General features: G+C 36.2%; 21 protein-coding genes, 1 pseudogene and 1 other annotated feature. Of the genes and pseudogenes, 20 read left to right on the top strand and 2 right to left on the bottom strand.

What is annotated here, in order from left to right:
- The first annotated feature begins 113 nt into the window (after positions 1–113).
- The 8 genes from NKG37_RS24205 (at position 114) to pheA (ending at position 7,226) form a co-directional block, all read left to right on the top strand.
- Positions 114–1,547: an Rne/Rng family ribonuclease gene (locus NKG37_RS24205; protein WP_254415463.1), complete on the top strand. Its 1,434-nt coding sequence runs from the start codon at positions 114–116 to the stop codon at positions 1,545–1,547.
- Positions 1,548–1,630: 83 nt separating this feature from the next.
- Positions 1,631–1,712, top strand: a sequence feature (ribosomal protein L21 leader region).
- Positions 1,713–1,727: 15 nt separating this feature from the next.
- Positions 1,728–2,036 (top strand): 50S ribosomal protein L21, encoded by a 309-nt coding sequence (gene rplU / locus NKG37_RS24200; RefSeq protein ID WP_016201698.1) that lies wholly within the window; start codon positions 1,728–1,730, stop codon positions 2,034–2,036.
- 12 nt (positions 2,037–2,048) lie between these two features.
- Complete coding sequence (locus NKG37_RS24195; RefSeq protein WP_016201697.1) at positions 2,049–2,381, top strand: ribosomal-processing cysteine protease Prp; 333 nt, start codon at positions 2,049–2,051, stop codon at positions 2,379–2,381.
- Between the two features lie 17 nt (positions 2,382–2,398).
- Positions 2,399–2,689: a 50S ribosomal protein L27 gene (gene rpmA / locus NKG37_RS24190; RefSeq protein WP_016201696.1), complete on the top strand. Its 291-nt coding sequence runs from the start codon at positions 2,399–2,401 to the stop codon at positions 2,687–2,689.
- A gap of 668 nt (positions 2,690–3,357) precedes the next feature.
- Positions 3,358–3,909 (top strand): Spo0B C-terminal domain-containing protein, encoded by a 552-nt coding sequence (locus NKG37_RS24185; protein WP_016201695.1) that lies wholly within the window; start codon positions 3,358–3,360, stop codon positions 3,907–3,909.
- Between the two features lie 254 nt (positions 3,910–4,163).
- Complete coding sequence (gene obgE / locus NKG37_RS24180) at positions 4,164–5,453, top strand: GTPase ObgE (protein WP_016201694.1); 1,290 nt, start codon at positions 4,164–4,166, stop codon at positions 5,451–5,453.
- A gap of 269 nt (positions 5,454–5,722) precedes the next feature.
- Positions 5,723–6,178, top strand: a complete 456-nt coding sequence (locus NKG37_RS24175) for an ACT domain-containing protein (RefSeq protein WP_101730743.1) — start codon at positions 5,723–5,725, stop codon at positions 6,176–6,178.
- 193 nt (positions 6,179–6,371) lie between these two features.
- The gene (pheA, locus tag NKG37_RS24170; protein WP_169188893.1) at positions 6,372–7,226 is read left to right on the top strand and encodes a prephenate dehydratase; all 855 of its coding nucleotides are present in this window, start codon (positions 6,372–6,374) and stop codon (positions 7,224–7,226) included.
- A gap of 281 nt (positions 7,227–7,507) precedes the next feature.
- Here pheA and NKG37_RS24165 read toward each other — a convergent pair whose 3' ends face one another.
- Positions 7,508–8,050 (bottom strand): transcription repressor NadR, encoded by a 543-nt coding sequence (locus tag NKG37_RS24165; protein ID WP_169188892.1) that lies wholly within the window; start codon positions 8,048–8,050, stop codon positions 7,508–7,510.
- 478 nt (positions 8,051–8,528) lie between these two features.
- Here NKG37_RS24165 and safA point away from each other — a divergent pair.
- The 11 genes and pseudogenes from safA to yajC form a co-directional block, all read left to right on the top strand.
- A pseudogene (gene safA / locus NKG37_RS24160) lies at positions 8,529–8,699 on the top strand (SafA/ExsA family spore coat assembly protein); the annotation flags it as partial.
- A 1,546-nt stretch (positions 8,700–10,245) separates the two neighbouring features.
- On the top strand, positions 10,246–11,226 hold the full coding sequence (locus NKG37_RS24155; protein WP_254415462.1) for a phosphotransferase: 981 nt from the start codon (positions 10,246–10,248) through the stop codon (positions 11,224–11,226).
- Positions 11,227–11,240: 14 nt separating this feature from the next.
- On the top strand, positions 11,241–12,014 hold the full coding sequence (locus NKG37_RS24150; RefSeq protein ID WP_016201686.1) for a YhcN/YlaJ family sporulation lipoprotein: 774 nt from the start codon (positions 11,241–11,243) through the stop codon (positions 12,012–12,014).
- A gap of 277 nt (positions 12,015–12,291) precedes the next feature.
- Positions 12,292–13,215 (top strand): NAD-dependent epimerase/dehydratase family protein, encoded by a 924-nt coding sequence (locus tag NKG37_RS24145; protein WP_254415461.1) that lies wholly within the window; start codon positions 12,292–12,294, stop codon positions 13,213–13,215.
- Between the two features lie 147 nt (positions 13,216–13,362).
- The gene (locus NKG37_RS24140) at positions 13,363–13,878 is read left to right on the top strand and encodes a BofC C-terminal domain-containing protein (protein ID WP_254415460.1); all 516 of its coding nucleotides are present in this window, start codon (positions 13,363–13,365) and stop codon (positions 13,876–13,878) included.
- Positions 13,879–14,326: 448 nt separating this feature from the next.
- The gene (gene ruvA / locus NKG37_RS24135) at positions 14,327–14,938 is read left to right on the top strand and encodes a Holliday junction branch migration protein RuvA (RefSeq protein WP_016201683.1); all 612 of its coding nucleotides are present in this window, start codon (positions 14,327–14,329) and stop codon (positions 14,936–14,938) included.
- Between the two features lie 63 nt (positions 14,939–15,001).
- Positions 15,002–15,997: a Holliday junction branch migration DNA helicase RuvB gene (ruvB, locus tag NKG37_RS24130; RefSeq protein WP_254415459.1), complete on the top strand. Its 996-nt coding sequence runs from the start codon at positions 15,002–15,004 to the stop codon at positions 15,995–15,997.
- Between the two features lie 52 nt (positions 15,998–16,049).
- Positions 16,050–16,256, top strand: a complete 207-nt coding sequence (locus tag NKG37_RS24125) for a DUF2905 domain-containing protein (protein WP_016201681.1) — start codon at positions 16,050–16,052, stop codon at positions 16,254–16,256.
- Between the two features lie 36 nt (positions 16,257–16,292).
- Positions 16,293–17,321 carry a tRNA preQ1(34) S-adenosylmethionine ribosyltransferase-isomerase QueA gene (gene queA, locus NKG37_RS24120; protein WP_016201680.1) on the top strand — a complete coding sequence of 343 codons (1,029 nt, stop codon included), beginning with the start codon at positions 16,293–16,295 and terminating at the stop codon, positions 17,319–17,321.
- A gap of 163 nt (positions 17,322–17,484) precedes the next feature.
- On the top strand, positions 17,485–18,624 hold the full coding sequence (gene tgt, locus NKG37_RS24115) for a tRNA guanosine(34) transglycosylase Tgt (protein ID WP_254415458.1): 1,140 nt from the start codon (positions 17,485–17,487) through the stop codon (positions 18,622–18,624).
- 29 nt (positions 18,625–18,653) lie between these two features.
- Complete coding sequence (gene yajC / locus NKG37_RS24110; protein ID WP_016201678.1) at positions 18,654–18,953, top strand: preprotein translocase subunit YajC; 300 nt, start codon at positions 18,654–18,656, stop codon at positions 18,951–18,953.
- Between the two features lie 365 nt (positions 18,954–19,318).
- Here yajC and NKG37_RS24105 read toward each other — a convergent pair whose 3' ends face one another.
- Entirely contained in the window at positions 19,319–19,639 is a 321-nt protein-coding gene (locus NKG37_RS24105) for a TIGR04086 family membrane protein (RefSeq protein ID WP_254415457.1), read from the bottom strand.
- A 316-nt stretch (positions 19,640–19,955) separates the two neighbouring features.
- Between NKG37_RS24105 and NKG37_RS24100 the strand changes: the two genes are divergently transcribed.
- A complete protein-coding gene (locus NKG37_RS24100) occupies positions 19,956–20,597 on the top strand; it encodes a DUF421 domain-containing protein (protein WP_254415456.1) in 642 nt (213 codons plus the stop codon).
- The last annotated feature ends 71 nt before the right edge of the window (positions 20,598–20,668 follow it).

The following is a 20,668-nucleotide window of genomic DNA, read 5'->3' as shown; positions in this document are numbered from 1 at the left end:
TATCAGTTAAATAGTTACTTGAAATTTATTTCAAATCAATAGGTCCTTGAGTTTACTAAAACATTTCTTCTAAGCTAAAATAAGAAGATAACCATAAAAAAGGATGTATGATGTTGAATCAAGTAATCGTTAATCTGAAGACTAGAGAAAATAGATTTGTTTATCTAATAGATGGAAAAGTAGAAAAAATATATGTTCAGCAGCCTCAATTTAAAACGACTGTTGGAAATATTTATTTGGGACAAGTGACAAAAGTTGTTCCAGGAATGAATGCTGCCTTTGTTGAAATTGGGGCAGGGAAAGGAGCCTATTTGCCGAGAGAAAAAATGGCTTCCTTTGTCCGGAACGAAGGGACTTTAGAAGAGAAAAAGAAGAAAAGTGTCTCTAGCTATGTTAAACAAGGAGAACGGGTACTTGTTCAAGTAATGAAAGATGCAGCTGGACCAAAGGGCGCAAAAATAACGGGCATTATTGAGATGACTGGGGAACATATTGTGTATATGCCTTATGGCAGATACGTAGCAGTATCGAAAAAAATTAACTCTAGCACTTCACAAAAACACTTAAGAAGTTTTGGAATACGTATAAAATCAGAAGCGGAAGGCTTGATTTTTCGCACATCTGCAGCAAACTGTTCAGAAGAAGAATTAATAAAGGAACTGGAAGTATTACGTCAGGAATATAAGGATTTGGAACAAAGAGCTACACAAAAGAAAATAATGCTTTTACAAGAAAATAATGAATTTACGAAACAGCTATATTATCTTTTTCAGCAAATGAAAGAGGGAGAAGTCATTGTAGATAGAGTGGAAGAACGAAAGCAATGGCAAACGATGTTCCCGCATTTAACAGTTTCCTATCATCAAGGAAATGAAGAGATTTTCTCTCATTATCATGTAGACACGGAAATAGAGAAGGCGTTGAAAAGAATTGTGTGGCTAAGCAACGGCGCCTATATGATTATTGACCAGGCAGAAGCTGCAACCATTATAGACGTAAATACAGGCAAATATGAAGGGAAGCATCAATTAGAGCATACTGTGTTTCAGACCAATAGTCTTGCTGCGAAAGAAGTAGCAAGACAAATTAGATTAAGAGATCTATCCGGAATCATATTAATTGATTTTATTGATATGAAAGTAGAGGAAGAAAAGAAAGTTATTGCTATTATGGAGAAGGAACTAACGGCGGATAATAGACAATCGAAAGTAATTGGATTTACTTCACTAGGGATATTGCAAGTAACACGAAAGAAAACGATGAAGTCCTTATCTGAAACGATTCAAAGTAAGTGTACGGTTTGTGAAGGTACAGGACTCGTGAAGAGTGCAGAGAGTATGGCTTTTCAATTAGAAAGAGAGCTATGGGAATATCGGAATAGGGATATTGAGGTTGTGGAAATTAAAGCAGCGCAAGACGTCCATCATTTTTTTATCGGAGAAGGAAGTATTCATAAAAAACGGTTAGAGGAAGTATTAGGTTTTGCAATAAAAATCGAAGTAGCTGAATTTCCAAAACCAGATTATACAATTCGAATGGTTAAATGATTGTTGGTTCAAGTTTATTAATAGAGAATATCATTGACAGTACCCTTTAAACATGTTAGTATTTTAATGTTGTTTGTAGCACCCGTGCTCTACAACCGCGCATAGCAGGTAATTAAGCTTTTGCTTCTAGCAAAACGCCTGTCATTGGCGAGTCTTAGTCTATTAAGGAGGTGCAGTTTAATGTACGCAATTATTGAAACAGGCGGAAAACAAATCAAAGTTGAAGAGGGTCAAGCTATCTACATCGAGAAATTAAACGGTGAAGCTGGTGACACTGTTACTTTTGATAAAGTTCTTTTCGTTGGCGGAGAAAATGTAAAAGTAGGAAGCCCAGTTGTTGAAGGAGCTACTGTTACAGCTAAAGTTGAAAAACAAGGCCGTCAAAAGAAAATCATCGTTTTCAAATACAAAGCGAAGAAAAATTATCATAAAAAGCAAGGTCATCGTCAACCTTACACTAAAGTTGTTATCGAAAAGATCAACGCTTAAGGTTGAAGTTGTATGATCGAAATTACGATTGACAAATCGAACGATGGGCTCATTCATGCGTTTACGATAAGCGGTCATGCTCTTTTTGCAAATAGTGGGAATGATATCGTGTGTGCTGGAGTATCAGCTGTTTCTTTTGGGAGCATCAATGCGGTTATTTCACTTACTGGTATAACTCCTATTATAAAGCAAGGGAAAGATGGAGGTTTTATTTCTTGTGCGATTCCTGAAAATATTTCGGAAGAAACAAGAGCTAAAATTCAACTTCTTTTAGAAGGAATGATTGTATCTTTAGAAACAATTGAAAGAGACTATGGTAAATACGTAACTATCACTTATAATTAAATAGGAGGTGGAACGAAATGTTAAGATTAGATCTTCAGTTTTTTGCATCTAAAAAAGGGGTAGGTTCTACTAAAAACGGACGTGACTCCATTTCTAAACGTTTAGGAGCTAAACGCGCAGATGGTCAATTAGTAACTGGTGGAAGCATTCTTTACCGTCAACGCGGTACAAAAATCTATCCAGGAGTAAACGTTGGTCGTGGTGGCGATGATACACTATTCGCAAAAGTTGACGGAATCGTTAAATTTGAGCGTCTTGGTCGTGATCGCAAACAAGTTAGCGTATACCCAGTAGCACAAGAAGCATAAGATAATGATTAGATAGGCTGGCTCGATTAGGGTCAGTCTATCTGTTTGTTAAGGGATAGATTTTATGATGAATTAGTTGATGCCGAGATATGTTGTGGATGATGATTTCAACACTTAGACAAATAAGCAAGAGGGTTTTTGATCGCTTAGAAACTACCTTGTCTAATATATACATATCACTATGTTATTGCCTTTTCCTGCTTTTGGTCTAAGTGTTGAAAAATAGTGTAATCAATTGCTTTTTCGTATGCTATCAAAGGATAAAGTTTGGCTCTTTATGTATAGTTTGTTGTTCCCGCAGCCTTCATACACTTCGATTTTGACCTTTCTTTATAAAATTAATCCCAAACAAGTTAGCGATTAATACGTGATTAGAGATTTTAGTCCATCTAAGAGGGCTTGGCGGCTCTCCCCATGGAAAGTGAGCAGACGCCGCGGAAAACAAAAACGTGGCTAGGATCAATTATCAATAGCTAGTAGTTTTCAGTGACTTCAAAGCGAAGTGTATTCAGGTTCATACTTATAGCAAGAAACTTTACGAAAACAGTCTTTTAATTCAATCAGTTGAAGTTATGGTATTATCGTTTTTGTTCATAGATGGTTCATTTTTTGTTATACTTACTTAAAGCAGTCTTCTAAGACTTAATAACCTTGGTAGGAGTACAAGAATGAATAAAGACTGGAATACGATAGAGTTTTTAAGACATGTTCGTCATGATTGGCTAAATAAAATCCAATTGATTAAAGGGAATTTGGACTTAAATAAACCGGATCGAGTAAAAGAAATTATTAATGAGATTATTACAGAGACAAAACAAGAAGCAAAATTATCTAATTTAGATATTCCGCAATTTGCAACAAAATTATTAATTGCAAATTGGGAAAATTATTATTTTCGGTTAGAATATGAAGTGTTGGCAGAAGAAAAATGTCAAGTTACAGAAGATGAAGTGCTTACCGAATGGACAACATTGTTTTTTCAAATGTTAAATCAATATATTAAACCTTTCGCGGACAATCACTTATTCATTTCCATTCATTCAATGGTAGAGGGAATACGATTGTATATTGATTTTAACGGTATACTATTAGATAGAGAAACGATGTCTCAATTTCTCCAGCAACAGTTTTCCAAGCAATTGACTTTGAAAAATATAGAGATTAGTGAGGAAGAACTGGTTTTTGAAGTCTGGATGAATAGAGAGCAAACAGGTAAATAATAAGAATTGTTGGTTAATTATCTATCCCCTTCTTAACGGACAGTAAGACTCTGTTCTCAAGCTTATGAGATCGAGGAAGATAGATGGGAAATCAACTGTCCGTAAACGTCTGAATGGTTCAATTAACCATCAGTGGGGGAGGAAGGAAAAGCCCCATTGATGGAAGTTTCCCTTTATTTAAAAGGGAGGCTCTTTTGTTCAACAATAGACAACTATGCTGCTTAAGGTTTTCTTAAATAGGAGGAAATGAATTTATGTTTGTGGATCAGGTAAAGATTTATGTGAAGGGCGGAGATGGCGGAAACGGTATGGTAGCCTTTCGCCGAGAAAAATTTGTCCCTAAGGGTGGTCCTGCTGGTGGAGATGGCGGGAAAGGAGCAGACGTAATATTCCAAGTCGAAGAAGGTCTGCGCACGTTGATGGATTTTCGTTATCAACGTCATTTTAAGGCTCCGCGTGGAGAACATGGAATGTCTAAGAATCAGCATGGTCGTAATGCGAAAGAGATGATTGTCAAAGTTCCGCCTGGTACGATTGTATCTGATGCGAATACGAAAGAAGTAATTGCTGATTTAACAGAACATGGCCAGCAAGCGGTCATCGCCCGTGGTGGTCGTGGGGGAAGAGGAAACTCTCGCTTTGCAAGCCCATCAAACCCGGCACCTGAATTATCAGAAAATGGGGAACCAGGGCAAGAAAGAGATGTTACACTAGAGTTAAAGGTACTGGCAGATGTTGGGTTGGTCGGTTTTCCTAGTGTCGGTAAATCTACATTGCTTTCTGTTGTATCGGCAGCAAAACCAAAAATTGCAGATTATCATTTTACGACAATCGCGCCTAATTTAGGAATGGTGGAGACAGAAGATAATAGAAGTTTTGTAATGGCAGATTTGCCTGGATTAATTGAAGGAGCACATTCTGGTGTTGGATTAGGGCATCAGTTCCTCCGTCATATAGAACGTACAAGAGTTATTGTCCATGTCATTGATATGGCTGCTATTGAAGGCAGAGATCCATATGAAGACTATGTGACGATTAACAACGAGTTGCAAGAATACAATCTTCGCTTATTGGAAAGACCGCAAATCATTGTGGCTAATAAAATGGACATGCCAGATGCTGAGGAAAATTTAAAAGTATTTAAAGAAAAATTGGAAGAAGACTATCCAATTTTCCCTGTGTCTGCTTTAACAAGATCTGGTTTACGCGAACTTCTTTTCTCTATTGCGGATAAATTAGAGGATACTCCTGAGTTCCCATTAGAGGAAGTAGAAGAAGAAGCAGGAATTCACCGCGTTGTCTATAAGCATGAAGTAGACGAGCGTCAATTCTATATTACAAGAGATCCAGATGGAAGCTTTGTTCTTTCTGGAGAAGGCATTGAAAAGCTATTTAAGATGACAGATTTCTCTCGTGATGAGTCAGTTCGCAGATTCTCTCGTCAAATGCGCGGAATGGGTATTGATGAAGCACTGCGCCAACGCGGAGCAAAAGATGGAGATATAGTAAAATTAATGGAATATGAATTCGAATTTATTGATTAAGAAAGCTTGGATTAATGCTGTTTTCTTCATTAGAAAAAGAATTAATGGTGAATATGGAGAAGCCGGAATACACGTAGACGTCACGGGGATTAGCGAAACAGATGAACCCCTTGGAAAGTGAAGTGTATTCTGGCTGTGGGGAATTGCCACAAACTTTACGAAACAGTTAATCTATAAAAGAAAATTCCCTCTCGTCAAAAAAGACGGGAGGGGAATTTTTCATAAACATACATAATGAATTTTCCGTTATGCCTTACAGGGGTGAGCAGATGAAAGAAAGTAAACTGGATCATAAATTTTTTTTAGTAAGAGAAGATGTGCTTTCAGAAGCTATGCGCAAAACATTGGATGCGAAAGAACTATTGGAAAGAGGAAAAGCAGAATCGGTGCATGAGGCAGTCAAAAAAGTAGATTTAAGTCGCAGTGCATTTTATAAATATCGCGATACAATCTTTCCTTTCCACACAATAGTAAAAGAAAAATTGATTACATTATTCTTTTATATCGAAGATCGATCGGGTACCTTATCCAAACTACTAAGTGTTGTTGCATCAGCTGGGTGCAATGTACTGACTATTCATCAAACCATTCCGCTACAAGGAAGAGCGAATGTTACCCTTTCACTAAATACAGCAGAGATGCAGATATCCATTGATATGCTGCTTGAGCGTTTGCGTATGCTTGAATTTGTAGAGAAAGTCGATGTTTTAAGCTCAGGGGGATAAAGTGTTTCAATTTACGCTCATAAAGGTCCGATAAGTGCAACTAACCCTCAGCGAAGGATGAGGAGAGGGTCCCGCTGAGGGAAGTCTTCTTTATTAGGTGACGTCATCGTTCTTTAGAAGAGAACTTTTGTAGTCGTTCTTCTTCTATAGGTTTTAAATTCAGAATAAATAATTTTTTCAGGGGGAGAAATAGGTGAAAGTAGGCTACTTAGGTCCAAAAGCAACGTTTACAAATATGGCGGTAAATCAACAATTCCCTGGGGTGGAATCCATTCCCTTTTTAACCATTCCGAATTGCCTTGATGCTGTAATGGAAGATAAAGTAGATGTAGCTTTAGTACCGGTTGAGAATACATTAGAGGGCTCTGTCAATATCACCCTAGATTACTTAATTCATGAAGTATCTTTACCGATTCATGGGGAAGTGACGGTTCCCATTAAACAACATTTAATGGTCCATCCGCATCGCAAAGAGAAATGGAGAGATATCGATGTAATGTATAGTCATTCACATGCAATCGCTCAATGTCATAAATTTATACATACACAATTTAACGGAATTACTTGTGAATATACGACTTCCACAGCAGCTGCTGCACAGTTTATTAAGGAAAATCCAAATATAAATGGTGCTGCGATTGGGAATTTGTTGACTGCGGAAGAATATGGGCTTGAAATAGTGAAACATCATATCCATGATTCAAATAATAACCATACTAGATTTCTCATTTTATCAAAAAATCCTGTTCATTATCCAGAAACGACAAGTACTTTTTCAGGTTATAAAACAAGTCTAATGGTCACTCTTCCTTCTGATCGCTCTGGTGCGCTACATCAAGTGCTTTCTGCTTTTGCTTGGAGAAAATTAAACTTGGTGAAAATTGAATCAAGACCAACAAAGACTGGATTAGGAAATTATTTCTTTTTAATTGATTTAGATAGAAAAATGGATGACGTGTTAATACCAGGTGCTATTGCTGAACTTGAAGCAATTGGATGTGAAGTAAAGACACTTGGGAGTTACCCTTTTTATATGATAGAAAAGTAAGGACTTTAGAAAAAAAGCTAGCTGAAAAAGGCTGGGACAAAACAAAATATATAATAGATAAAGACGAATAATCTCTCATTTAGTAGCAAAATCAACTTGCCCCATGGAAAGCGAAGTGTATTCAGGCTGCGGGTGATCCCCACAAACCTTCTTTCATAAAATGAATAAAACCCCAAACAATTATACGGACTTTTCTTAGTATGTACGTATAATCGTTCGGGGTTATTTGGTTGAAAATACTTATGTCCCAGCTTCTTTTTTGTTTTTATCCTTTTTGGTTGTTACGCTTCTTCTTCGATTAAAAAATGGGCCTTTCGTAAAGCATCTTCTGCTTCTGTTAATGTCTCGATAGAATGGGCTGTAATGGTATGTAAATGGATACCAGAAGTTAATTCTGATAAATAAGCTGCGTTTGTATGCTTAATTTTCTTCATAAACTGTTTAACTTCTTTTCGATTAGAAACGAGAATAGAAGCTGTTAGATCTCCATAGACTGGATGTTCAATTTTAACATCTTTGACAGTTACCCCATTATCAACAAGAATATTTAATTCTTCTTCTGTTTTTTCGGGTGGATGATTACAGGCGATAATTCTTTCATAAAGCATTGGTTTTGATTCCTGTAGGTATAAGTAGCCTTGACTAGTCGCTAATATCGGTTCGTTTTTTGCTTTTAGAAGTGTAATGTCACCCACAATTATTTGTCTGCTTACATTTGTCAATTTAGAAAGCTCACTTCCAGTATAAGGGCGATTATTTTCTTTTAGTAATGAAAGAATATATGCCCTTCTTTCTTCACCTAGCATTTTTTTTGATTCGGTCATCTAATCTCTCCTTTTGTAACTATTTTATCGAGCAGGAAGTTAATTTACTCTATTTGCTTATTCGGTAATGCTCTTAATAGCTAAGGCACTTTTTTAGAAAATAGTGAATAGGAGAATCCTAATTCACTCAGAAGGCAGAACTTATTATTTATTCCATACTTAATGGCCGTAAAGGTCCTAATGGTTCAACTAACCATCAGTGGGGGATGAAGGAAAACCCCACTGATGGAAGTTTCACTTTATCTTTTATCTTCTTTCTATTTTACCAAAAGAATGTATAAAAGAATAAACCAATTTGTTTATGTAAGGGGAAAATGAATAAATAAAATTAGGAAAAGAAGGACAAAGGTATGGGCAATCTTTGTGTAGCCAGAACACATAATTTTGAAAAAAATCGCATAGATTTTTGAATAGATTGATAACCATTTTGCATTGTGAACATAGACTATATGGACATATGCATAGGAGGGAATCTATAGTGAAGATCCATATTGTTCAGAAGGGGGATACTCTTTGGAAAATTGCCAAAAAATATGGGGTGAATTTCGAAGAGTTAAAATCGTTAAATTCCCAATTGAGTAATACAGATATGATTATGCCCGGCATGAAAATTAAAGTCCCTACTTCAGGAGGAAGTATAAAGAAAGAAGCTCCTATTATGGGAACGAAAAAAGAAATGCCGATAGCGATGAAGCCAATTGTGAAGGAAGCGCCTAAAAAGGAAATGCCTGTTAAAGAAATGCCTGTTAAAGAAATGCCTGTTAAAGAAATGCCCAAAAAAGAAATACCGAAAAAAGAAGCTCCAAAGGAAAAACCATACACGCCAAAAATGCCTACTCCAATCATACCAGAAATAGATGTTACTAATTATTATTCCATGAATATGACAAATATTGATGTGGATGTTGATGTGGAATTGGAAGAAAAAAAAGTTCAACCACCACCAATACCTGCACCAGTTTTGCCAAAACAGGAACCAATTCAACAAGAAGTATGTCCGCCAATTGTTCCTTATCAACCGTATTGTTATGAAGTGTCTCCAATGATGCCAGGAAGCGGTTTTCCTCCGGGAGTGTGCCCTCCAGTAGGAGTACCGGTTGAACAAGTAGCGCCTCAAGCCTATCCAACACTTCCTGGGGTAGAATATACAGAAAAACACAAATGGGAAGAGTCCTCCTCTTCTTACTCTCCGTATACAAATGGAGGATTTCAGGCACCTGCCCATGGTAATCATGTGCCACAAGAGTATTATCAACAACCATTAGTTCAGTATGGACAGATGCCTGTTGAACATCACCACCATAAAGGAGAAGAATCATCTTATGTAGCCGGTACAGCATATCAACCATATGCTCCTACTCACACAGAGCCAGTTCAACCTTCCTATAATCTTCCTTATAAAGAGGATTGTGGATGTGGTGCTCCATCATTTCCACAAGCAGCTTATCCAAGCGATTTAGCCCAAGGTTATGGAGCAGCACCACAAGGATTCGGTCCAGAAATAGGAGGATATCCACCAGCAGGAGGGTTTAATCCAGGAATAGGAATGGGAGCAATGCCACCACAAGGATTCGGTCCAGAAATGGGAGGATACCCACCAGCAGGAGGGTTTAATCCAGGTATGGGAATGGGAGCAATGCCACCACAAGGATTCGGTCCAGAAATGGGAGGATACCCACCAGCAGGAGGGTTTAATCCAGGAATAGGAATGGGAGCAATGCCACCACAAGGATTCGGTCCAGAAATGGGAGGATATCCACCGGCAGGAGGGTTTAATCCAGGTATGGGAATGGGAGCAATGCCACAAGGATTCGGTCCAGAAATGGGAGGATATCCACCGGCAGGAGGGTTTAATCCAGGTATGGGAATGGGAGCAATGCCACAAGGATTCGTTCCAGAAATGGGAGGATATCCAATGTCCCCAACTCCTTACCCTCAAGGAGTTAGTGGAAATACGCCAATGCCTTATCCAGTAGAAAACACTGGGCTAGTTCAAGATGCACCATCTTATGAAGGAAGTATTGCACAGCCGGTATCTCCAGAACTGACACCACCTGTATACGGACCTGGAGGAAATGCTCCAGTGTTTACGCCTGCTTATAATCAAAATATGGGCCAGCCACCATTTATGAATCCGTATGGCGTTAATCAAGGCACACCATTTGGAATGCCAAGATACCAAGAGGACGAAAGCAGTGATCTATGATTTTTATCACAGAGGGGACGATACTTTTTATTATCGTCTCCTTTCTTTATTAGAAAAAAAAATACCTGCGCAAATTTTAGAAATAAACAGAATCAGAAATGACGTTTATTTAGTAAAAACGAAGCAATTTTGGATTATTTTAAAAGGGTATAATAATTATCAGAAACTAAAAATCCAAGAGACTTTTACAAGGGCAATAAAGCTAGAAGGCTTTAAACAGACGTATCAATTTTATGTATTCGATGAGGAACCACTCATCATCGATAAGAAAGTGTATGGAATGATTGAATACATTTCTCCACATAAAGATTCCTTTACATATAATAGTAAATGGAATAGAAGGGAAGCACTCCAATTATTAGAGCAATATTATTCAGTAACAGAACGACTTGTTGAAATATATAAGTATATTTTACCTGCGTTCGATTTAATGAAAAAATTGGAACAAAGATTAGAAGAATTTCGAATGAATAGACCAATAATTGAGCGTTTTTTAAAAAAAGAAACCGTAGAGGAAATTATCGAATGGGCTGATACATCTTTTCATTATGTGAAAAAAAATCAAGATTATCTAAACACACAATCAAACGTTATATTACATGGGGATGTTGCCCATCATAATTTCATGCGAGATGTAAAAAATCAATTATATTTAATTGATTTTGATTTAATTAGTATTGGTCCAAGAGTAGGAGATTATTTGCAGTTTGCAAATCGGATTATGCCTAGTATAGGCTGGTCCATGCAGCAACTACAAAAAATGCAAGGATATGCTCATTACTTCAAGGATGATTGGTTTTTAATGGCTTTAATGTATCCAACAGACATCCTAAGGGAATGGAATAGATTAATCAGAAATAAAAATGATAAAAATGCTGTTTTATTGGAACAAGTATATTTTTTAACAACTGACCAGTATCAAAAAAGGAAAAAGTTTTACGATAAACTTCGCCAAATCGTAGGGATTTAAGCCGATTAAAGAGGATGGCTAGACTTTACAGTTATGATTCTCCCCTAACAGTAGAAGATAAAAGAGAGCAAAGTTTTGCTCTAGATTTAAATAAAGGGGAGAATACTGTGCGTAAAAATAAATTAGTCGCTCCAGTTCTTTTGACGTTAACTTTTGGATTAACAGGCTGTGGTGTAAACGAGGATCAAACTGCAGATCAAAATCGTGTGAATAATGCTAGACCGATTGGATATTACTCAAATGAACAACATGAAGTAAATAATGGTAATAGATATACAACAGATAACGATGGTCCTATTACCGAAATAATGGACCATACCTATGGGGATGAAGGATATCGAAATGATGTAAATGTTCGTAACGTTAACAACAGAAACAACGTAAACGTTCGAAATGTAAACGATAGAAATGTTAATCGTGATAATATCAATAGAAATGATCGAGATGAACGCGTTTCTTATGATACGAAACTAGCTCAAAAAGTATCTAATACGGTTGCTAAAATAGATAATGTTAAAAATGCACGTTCAATCGTTTATGGAGACAATGTATTAGTTGCACTTGAAGTAGAAAATACAAAGAATGTAGATAAAACAAAAGCGAATGTAAAAGATAAACTAAATGATTCTCTAAATGGAAGAGATATTTCAGTTGTAACAGATAGAGGAATTTTCACAAGTATTGAGGATATCAATCGTTCGATTCGAAATGGTCAGCCACAGCAAACGATTACCAACAATATTGAAAATATTTTCCGTGATTTGAACCCAACAAGAGATAATAGATAATTACCAAAAACTAACTTCGGGTGAAACCAATGTCTCGCTCGAAGTTAGTTTTTTGTTCTGTTTGTTCTTTATAAAAAACATATAAAAATGGATAACTCCCCATATATAACGTATAAATAATTTATTAAAGGAAGCGAATTAGCAATTATTAGAAAAACGTTCTATATAATGAATTTTTTCGTTGAATTTACTGTTAAAAAGAGTTATGCTTTATAATGAAATATTTATTCGTTAAAAAGAACTGTTTACGAAAAGCTAAATAGTGGAGGGATTTATAGTGAGAGTGTTAATCACAGGTGGACAAGAGAATGAAATGAAATATGCTCTAATGGAGGAACTTAAAAATAAAAAGATTCATTATATAACTGCTGAACACCAGAGGGAAAATAGCGTATGTTCATCTCTTGGAAATAGTGATGTCTCCACTTTCTCCAACTCTAGGGAATTAGTGGAATTGTTGATGATGCAGCAAATTAATTGTGTGATTCATCTATCCAATAAAACAATTACTTCAAACAGTATGAAAGATTCTTTTGATCAATCCGAAGAAAATATAGCTTGTACGGTTGAAGTGCTTGAAGCATGTGTGCAAGCAAAGGTAAATAAAATCATTTTTCCATCCAGCATTGCCGTTTATGGAGATATAACAGGAAAAATAACAGAAGAGATGACGTTACAACCGGTTCTTTTTGAAGGGCTTTCGAAGAAGATTGAGGAGAAATATATTCAAACATACCATACACTTTATAATCTTTCTTACACAATTTTAAGATTTCCCATTGTTTATGGACAGCCTTCTATACATAATCAGAACGAAGGGATGATGGAAGCAACGATTAAAAAGGTTTTAGAAAATCGTCCCCCTATTATATTTGATGACGATGGGCAGAAAAAACATTTGCTGTACATTAGTGATGCAATCGAAGCGATTATTTCCAGTATATATAAGGGGGAAAATGAAATATTTAATATTTGTCCTGAAGAAAAGTTTTCTATGAAGGAAGTTGTTGCAATCATTCAATCTGCCATAAAAGATGATACCTTTTATGCCATGGAAAAAGGAGAGAAAAACAGAATTTCAGCAAGAAAGGCACAATTGCAATTGGGATGGCATTGTAAAGTTTCCGTTGCACAAGGAATTCGTTTCGTTATAGAAGATATTAAACATAATGAGGGACAGACGAATCAAACATTAAAATAAGATTGCTATAAATTAGGAATGAAATAATTATTTATGGTGAGAATAATAGAGAGTAAGGTTGTTTTAAAACCAGACTTTAGATTGACAGTAACCTATTTCCTTGGAAATAACGTTTGCTGTTGTGAGTAATGTAAAGAGGTGGTTATAATGAAAACCAGATTCCTTTTATTTTCAACTGTTCTTCTTGTTAGTATACTTGTTGTCTTTTTATCCAACGGGCAAGTTTATGGAAAGAGTGGAAGCGACGTCTCTCAAAATGAAAATCCTAAAAAATTGGAAGTGGTATTGAAAAGGATTTATTTAGATGGAGAAGTGAGTGAAGAAACAGTGGAAGAAACAGTGTGGTCGATGGAAGATTTCTGGTCAAAGTATGATAAATGGCAACTAGTAGATATGGGGAGTAAGGAACTTGTTTTTAAACAAGAGGTTGATGACATATCTCCGTTGTTAAAAGCAAATGGTTATTTTGGAATTAATGAAGAGGGGATCTTAACCATTTATAATGGAAAACCAGCTAAGGAGAATATTATTCAGTCGTTTTTCCAAATTGATCTGAAAAAACTGGAATCGAAACAGCAGGAAGATTTACAAAAGGGGATTCCAATTAAATCAAGAGATCGTTATGTAAAGGTACTTGAAACCTTTAAACTTAACAACAATTGAAACTTCTAATTAAGAAATTACACCAGTGAACAGAAGAAGCACAGAAAAAGTGTCGATTCTGGTCACTGTTTTTTTATTTTTTGATAGAATATTATGAAAATCATCTATAATAGCAGTTCTGTAAAATAGTATGATAAAATAAGTTTTAGGATTTATTTCACACTTAACGGGCAGTAAGATCACTGTTTTTTGCAAAATAAAAATACACAATGTTGCAGAGAATTTGGCGTAGCCCAACTTTACATGGAGAGGCGGGTATGATAGCCTTGTTTGGCTAAGCCAGCCCTTGATACAGCTGGCTTCTTGGCTTAGCAGTCATGCCCGCAGAGGCTCCATGTCAAGTTGCAATTCTCTGCATTCCCCGCTGCACAACTATGTATTTTTCAATTGCACAAAACAGTAAGATCACCGCTGATGGAAGTTGTCTTTATAAGGGAGAGAAAGTATTTTGTACGAATATATAAAAGGAAATATAGAGTTTGTTGGCCCAGAATACATCGTGGTCGAAAATAATGAAATTGGTTATCAGATTAAAACTCCTAATCCATTTTCATTTTCTCCGTTTTCAGGAAGTAAGATTACTGTTTACACATATCATTATGTGAGAGAAGATAATATTAGCTTATATGGTTTTCGTTCTCCAGATGAAAAAGCATTATTTACAAAACTTCTAAATGTTTCTGGAATTGGTCCAAAGGGAGCGTTGGCTATTCTCGCATCTGGAGAACCTAGTCAAGTTATATCTGCAATAGAAGCAGAGGATGAAGCATTTCTAGTGAAGTTTCCAGGAGTTGGGAAGAAAACAGCAAGACAAATGATTTTGGATTTAAAAGGCAAGTTGGCAGATTTTATGCCAGATTTCTCTCCAGATTTATTTACAGTAGAGAAGCATGTGGCTAAAGCAGAAAGTGATTCAGCGATGGATGAGGCGATTCTTGCTTTAACTGCACTTGGATATTCAGAAAAAGAGGTTAAGAAAATTATTCCGCATTTGAAAAAGGAACAATTGACAACAGATGGTTATATTAAGCTGGCATTAAAGCTTCTTTTAAAAAGGTAAGTTAGTTTAAACTTAATAGATTGTTGAAAATCGATGACTATCTTTAGGAAAGGAGTGAATGCTATGGATGATCGAATTATTTCAGGTGAAGCAGATACTCAAGACTTATCATTTGAAAAAAGTCTACGGCCAATTCAATTACAAGAGTATATTGGTCAAGACAAAGTAAAAGAAAATTTAAAAGTATTTATTGAAGCGGCTAAATATAGAGAAGAAGCCCTTGATCATGTATTATTATATGGCCCGCCTGGTTTGGGTAAAACAACACTTGCAACAATTATTGCCAATGAAATGGGAGTTAACATTCGAACAACTGCCGGACCAGCAATCGAAAGGCCAGGCGATTTAGTTGCAATTCTAACTGCTTTAGAGCCAGGAGATGTGTTGTTTATTGATGAAATTCATCGATTGCCACGAGCAATAGAAGAGGTTTTATATCCAGCAATGGAAGATTATTGCTTAGATATTGTAATTGGTAAAGGGCCAAGTGCTCGTTCGGTTCGGCTAGATTTGCCTCCATTCACTCTTGTTGGAGCAACAACTAGGGCCGGCTCAGTTTCTGCACCACTAAGAGATCGGTTTGGCGTTTTATCAAGATTAGAATATTATGAGATAGAACAATTAAAGGACATTGTTTCACGAACAGCAGAAGTTCTTCAAATTGGGATAGAGGATCTTGCTGCATGGGAAATTGCTAGAAGATCAAGGGGGACACCTCGAATTGCTAATCGTCTTTTACGAAGAGTGCGAGATTTTGCACAAGTAAAGGGGGATGGAGTGATTACCAAAGTGTTGGCGGATGATTCCCTAGAACTTCTGCAAGTAGACCGTTTAGGGTTGGATCATATTGACCATAAATTATTACTAGGGATGATTCATAAATTTAAAGGTGGTCCAGTCGGACTAGAAACAATTGCTGCAACAATTGGAGAAGAATCACATACGATTGAAGATGTGTATGAACCATATTTGCTTCAGATTGGTTTCTTGCAACGAACTCCTAGAGGGAGAATTGTTACCCACCTTGTTTATGAGCATTTACATATAAAGCCTGATTAATTTAATAAAATATGAAGAAATAAAAGAATAAATAAAATAAAGGACGAGAAGGATGAATGAAATTTCTAAATATATCATGATCATCGGAGGAATTGTATTTTTAATCGGACTAATCATGCAATTTGTTCCAATTGGCAAACTTCCAGGTGACATTATGATAAAAAAAGAACATTCGACTTTTTATTTTCCTATTACAACTTGTATTGTAATTAGTATCGTTTTATCGTTGGTATTTTATTTAATAGGGAAATTTCGCTAACATTATGATTGCATGAAAGAGAATAGGTGGACAGACATGAAAGTAGATTTATTTGATTTTCATTTACCAGAAGAATTAATTGCACAGACTCCTTTAGAGGATCGCACAAGTAGTCGATTAATGATAGTAAATAAAGTGACTGGTGAATTACAGCATCGCAAATTTAAAGATATATATGAGTATATTAATCCTGGTGATTGTCTAGTACTGAATGATACTAGGGTATTGCCAGCAAGATTGCATGGAGAAAAAGAGGATACAGGAGCACATATTGAGGTTCTTTTGCTGAAACAGCAAGAGAATGATAAATGGGAAACGCTTGTCAAGCCTGCGAAAAGAGTCAAAGAAGGAACCATTATTACCTTTGGAGAAGGAAAGTTAAAAGCAGTTTGTGTGAAAGAATTAGAGCACGGTGGTCGTATTCTTGATTTTCAGTACGAAGGCATTTTTTATGAAATCTTGGATCAACTTGGCGAGATGCCATTGCCACCTTATATTAAGGAAAAGCTTGATGATCAAGATCGTTATCAAACTGTTTATGCAAAAGAACGAGGTTCTGCAGCAGCACCAACAGCTGGTCTACATTTTACTACTGAATTGTTAGATGCCCTGAAAGAAAAAGGAGTGCATATTTTATTTATTACTTTGCATGTTGGTCTGGGCACCTTCCGACCAGTTAATGTCGAGGACGTAGATAAGCATGAAATGCATGCTGAGTTTTATCAGCTAAATCAAGAAACGGCTGCGTTATTAAATAAAGTGAGAGCACAAGGCGGTCGAATTCTTTCTGTAGGCACAACTTCTACGAGAACACTTGAAACAATTGCAACAGCAAATAATGGAGAATTTGTAGAAAGCAGCGGATGGACGAGTATTTTTATTTATCCTGGCTATGAATTTAAAGGGATTGATGGGATGATTACGAATTTCCATTTACCGAAATCAACATTAATTATGTTAGTAAGTGCCCTAGCGGGAAGAGAAAATGTTCTTCATGCTTACGAAACAGCAGTGAAAGAAAGATATCGCTTCTTTAGCTTTGGAGATGCGATGTTTATCCAATAAGTAAAAAATGATAAGGTTCATGAATTGCTTGAGTTTCGTGGTGATATTCATTAGAATATATAGTTGATTCTAATGCTTTTGGTTAAATGGTTTTATCTTGATCAAAACAGTAAGCAAATTATGAATCTATAGAAGTTTTACTTTATATGAAGGAGAAAATACTTTGACAGCAATACGTTATGAATTAATAAAAACTTGTAAGCAAACAGGCGCTAGGTTGGGCATTGTACATACACCGCATGGATCTTTTGAGACTCCAGCTTTTATGCCAGTGGGAACGTTAGCAACTGTAAAAACAATGGCTCCAGAAGATTTAAAATCTATGGGAGCAAACATCATTTTAAGTAATACTTATCATTTATGGTTAAGACCAGGTCATGAAATTGTAAAGGAAGCTGGCGGGCTTCATAAATTCATGAATTGGGATAAGGCGATACTCACGGATTCTGGTGGGTTTCAAGTCTTTAGTTTAAGTGACTTTCGAAAAATAGAAGAAGAAGGAGTACATTTTCGCAACCATTTAAATGGCGATAAATTATTCCTTTCTCCTGAAAAAGCAATGGAAATACAAAATGCTCTAGGCTCAGATATTATGATGGCGTTTGATGAGTGTCCTCCTTACCCAGCAGAATACGATTATATGAAGAGATCAGTGGAACGGACTTCTCGCTGGGCTGAACGTTGTCTAAAGGCGCATAATCGTCCTGCGGATCAAGGCTTATTCGGTATAATTCAAGGTGGAGAATATGAGGAACTTCGCAAACAAAGTGCAAGAGACTTAGTATCATTAGATTTTCCTGGATATGCAGTGGGGGGATTATCGGTTGGAGAACCGAAGGATGTGATGAATCGTGTCCTTGAATTTACAACGCCATTAATGCCGGATAATAAGCCGCGTTATTTAATGGGTGTAGGGTCACCGGATTCATTAATTGATGGTGCTATTCGTGGTATTGATATGTTTGACTGTGTATTGCCAACCAGAATAGCAAGAAACGGAACGGTAATGACAAGTGAAGGTCGACTTGTTGTGAAAAACGCCAAATATGCCAGAGATTTTGGACCTTTAGATCCAGAATGTGACTGCTATACTTGTAAAAATTATAGCCGTGCTTATATTCGTCACCTTATTCGATGTGACGAAACATTCGGAATAAGGCTTACATCTTACCATAATCTATATTTTCTGTTAAACTTAATGGAGAATGTCCGAGACGCAATCAAAAACGACCGTTTAGGAGATTTCAAAGAAGAGTTTTTCGAACGTTATGGATTTAATAAACCGAACGCTAAAAACTTTTAATAGAGAATTTGAAAGGAGGGGAAATATAGATGGGACAACTTGCAAGTTTACTACCGTTTATTTTAATGTTTGTATTATTCTATTTCTTGCTAATCCGTCCACAGCAAAAACGTCAAAGAGCTGTGCGTGATATGCAGAGTAGTCTGAAAAAAGGGGACAAGATTGTCACGATTGGCGGTATGCATGCCACAATCGATGCAATTGACGAAGGAACGATTGTATTAAAATCAAAAGACGGCTCACGTCTAACATTTGATCGTAATGCAATTCGTGAAGTAGTAGAGTCTTCTGCTCCAGTAGCTAGTACAACATTAGAAAAAACAGAATAATAAAGATAAAAAGTGCAGTCTTAATAGCCTAAGGTTGCACTTTTTTATTTAGGCTGTTTTCTAAAGGATTGTTGTTTTTCAATAGGAAAAAAGAATTAGTTGGAAAAATGGAGCAGCCGGAATACACGAAGACGCCAAGGGGATTAGCGAGACAGCCTGAGACCCCGGAGGCGAAGCGGAGGAGGCTTAAGCTTAGCCCCACGGAAAGCGAAGTGTATTCCGGCTGCGGGTAATCGCAACAAACTTTACGAAAACAGCCTTTATTTATCTAACTCTTAACAGTTTTAAGATCATGTAACTAACCATCAGTGGGGAATGAGGGAAAAACCCCACTGTAGAAGTTTGCTTGATCATTCAGTTTTTAGCTAATTATTTTTTGCAAGATTTACTCCTAATATTCCACCCATCATACAAATAAGGGTATAACAAACATGATAAATTGTTTGCTCCATCGAAAATAGTTGGTCAGATCCCAAAAAGGAAAACAAAAAAATGATAATGGAGTAGATTATCCCAGTAACCCCGCCTAAAAACCAACCTTTTTCTTTCCCTTTTCCCCCAGAAATAAAACCACCTGCAAATAAAGTGATAAAGGATATGGCTGTAATAATATATTGCAGAGACGATTCTTGAACTGACGTAAATCTTAATAATAGGGAAAAGAACAAACTGCTAGTTATTAACATAATGAAAATGGCAATTAGACCGTATAAAACAGCACTGCCAACATGTTTACTCTCTTCGATTGTAAACCTCTCCTTTCCATTGCATCTAAAATTTTCAAAAGCTCTCTAGTACAAGCATATTCAGCATGAGAGAAAATAGAATGAAAAAATACTTAATATCTCATTTTTATTCTGAAGGCGAAGACAGTAATAGGTTGAGGTCGATTTTTTTCATTCTAAACGTCTGAGATTAGCAAACCAATATCATTTATTTTCCGTATTATTTTTTTCTTATGGAGCAGATTAAAAAGGAACATGTTTGATCGGAGGAGATAATGTGGACCAATATTTGATCATTTTGTTTAGAACGATTTTAATATATGCTCTAATCGTTCTTATTTTTCGTTTGATGGGAAAAAGAGAAATAGGGGAATTGAGTATATTAGACTTAGTCGTATTCATCATGATCGCAGAAATTGCTGTGGTTGCAATAGAGGATTACCATGACCCATTATTACCAACACTGTTTCCCATGTTTATACTTCTTTCTATTCAAGTACTTCTCGCTTTCTTATCCCTGAAAAGCAAAAAAATGCGTGATTTTATTGAGGGAGAACCGACCCTAATTATCAAAAATGGCGAAATTAACGAAGCAGCGATGAAGAGCCAGCGATATAATTATGATGACTTATTAGTGCAGCTTAGAGAAAAGGATATCCGTAATATAGCAGATGTAGAATTTGCTATATTAGAAACATCAGGAAAATTATCTGTATTTGAAAAAGAGAACAATAAATCATCCATTACAATTCCATTAATTATGGATGGAATTATTCAAGAAAGTAATTTAGATAAAATGGGGAGAACAAATCTTTGGCTAAGGCAGCAATTAAAAGAAAAAGGCTTTCTCCATATTAAAAATATCTCTTTTTGCAGTTATCAAGATGGGGAATTTTATGTTGATTTGATTGATAAATAGCAGCAAATATACCTATTTTGGATAAAAAAGCAACCAGTGGGAGGTATATTCTCACTGGTTGCTGATGGAAT

Source organism: Niallia sp. RD1, from assembly GCF_024219955.1.
GTDB lineage: Bacteria > Bacillota > Bacilli > Bacillales > Cytobacillaceae > Niallia > Niallia alba.
This window is presented reverse-complemented; position numbering and strand designations above follow the sequence as displayed.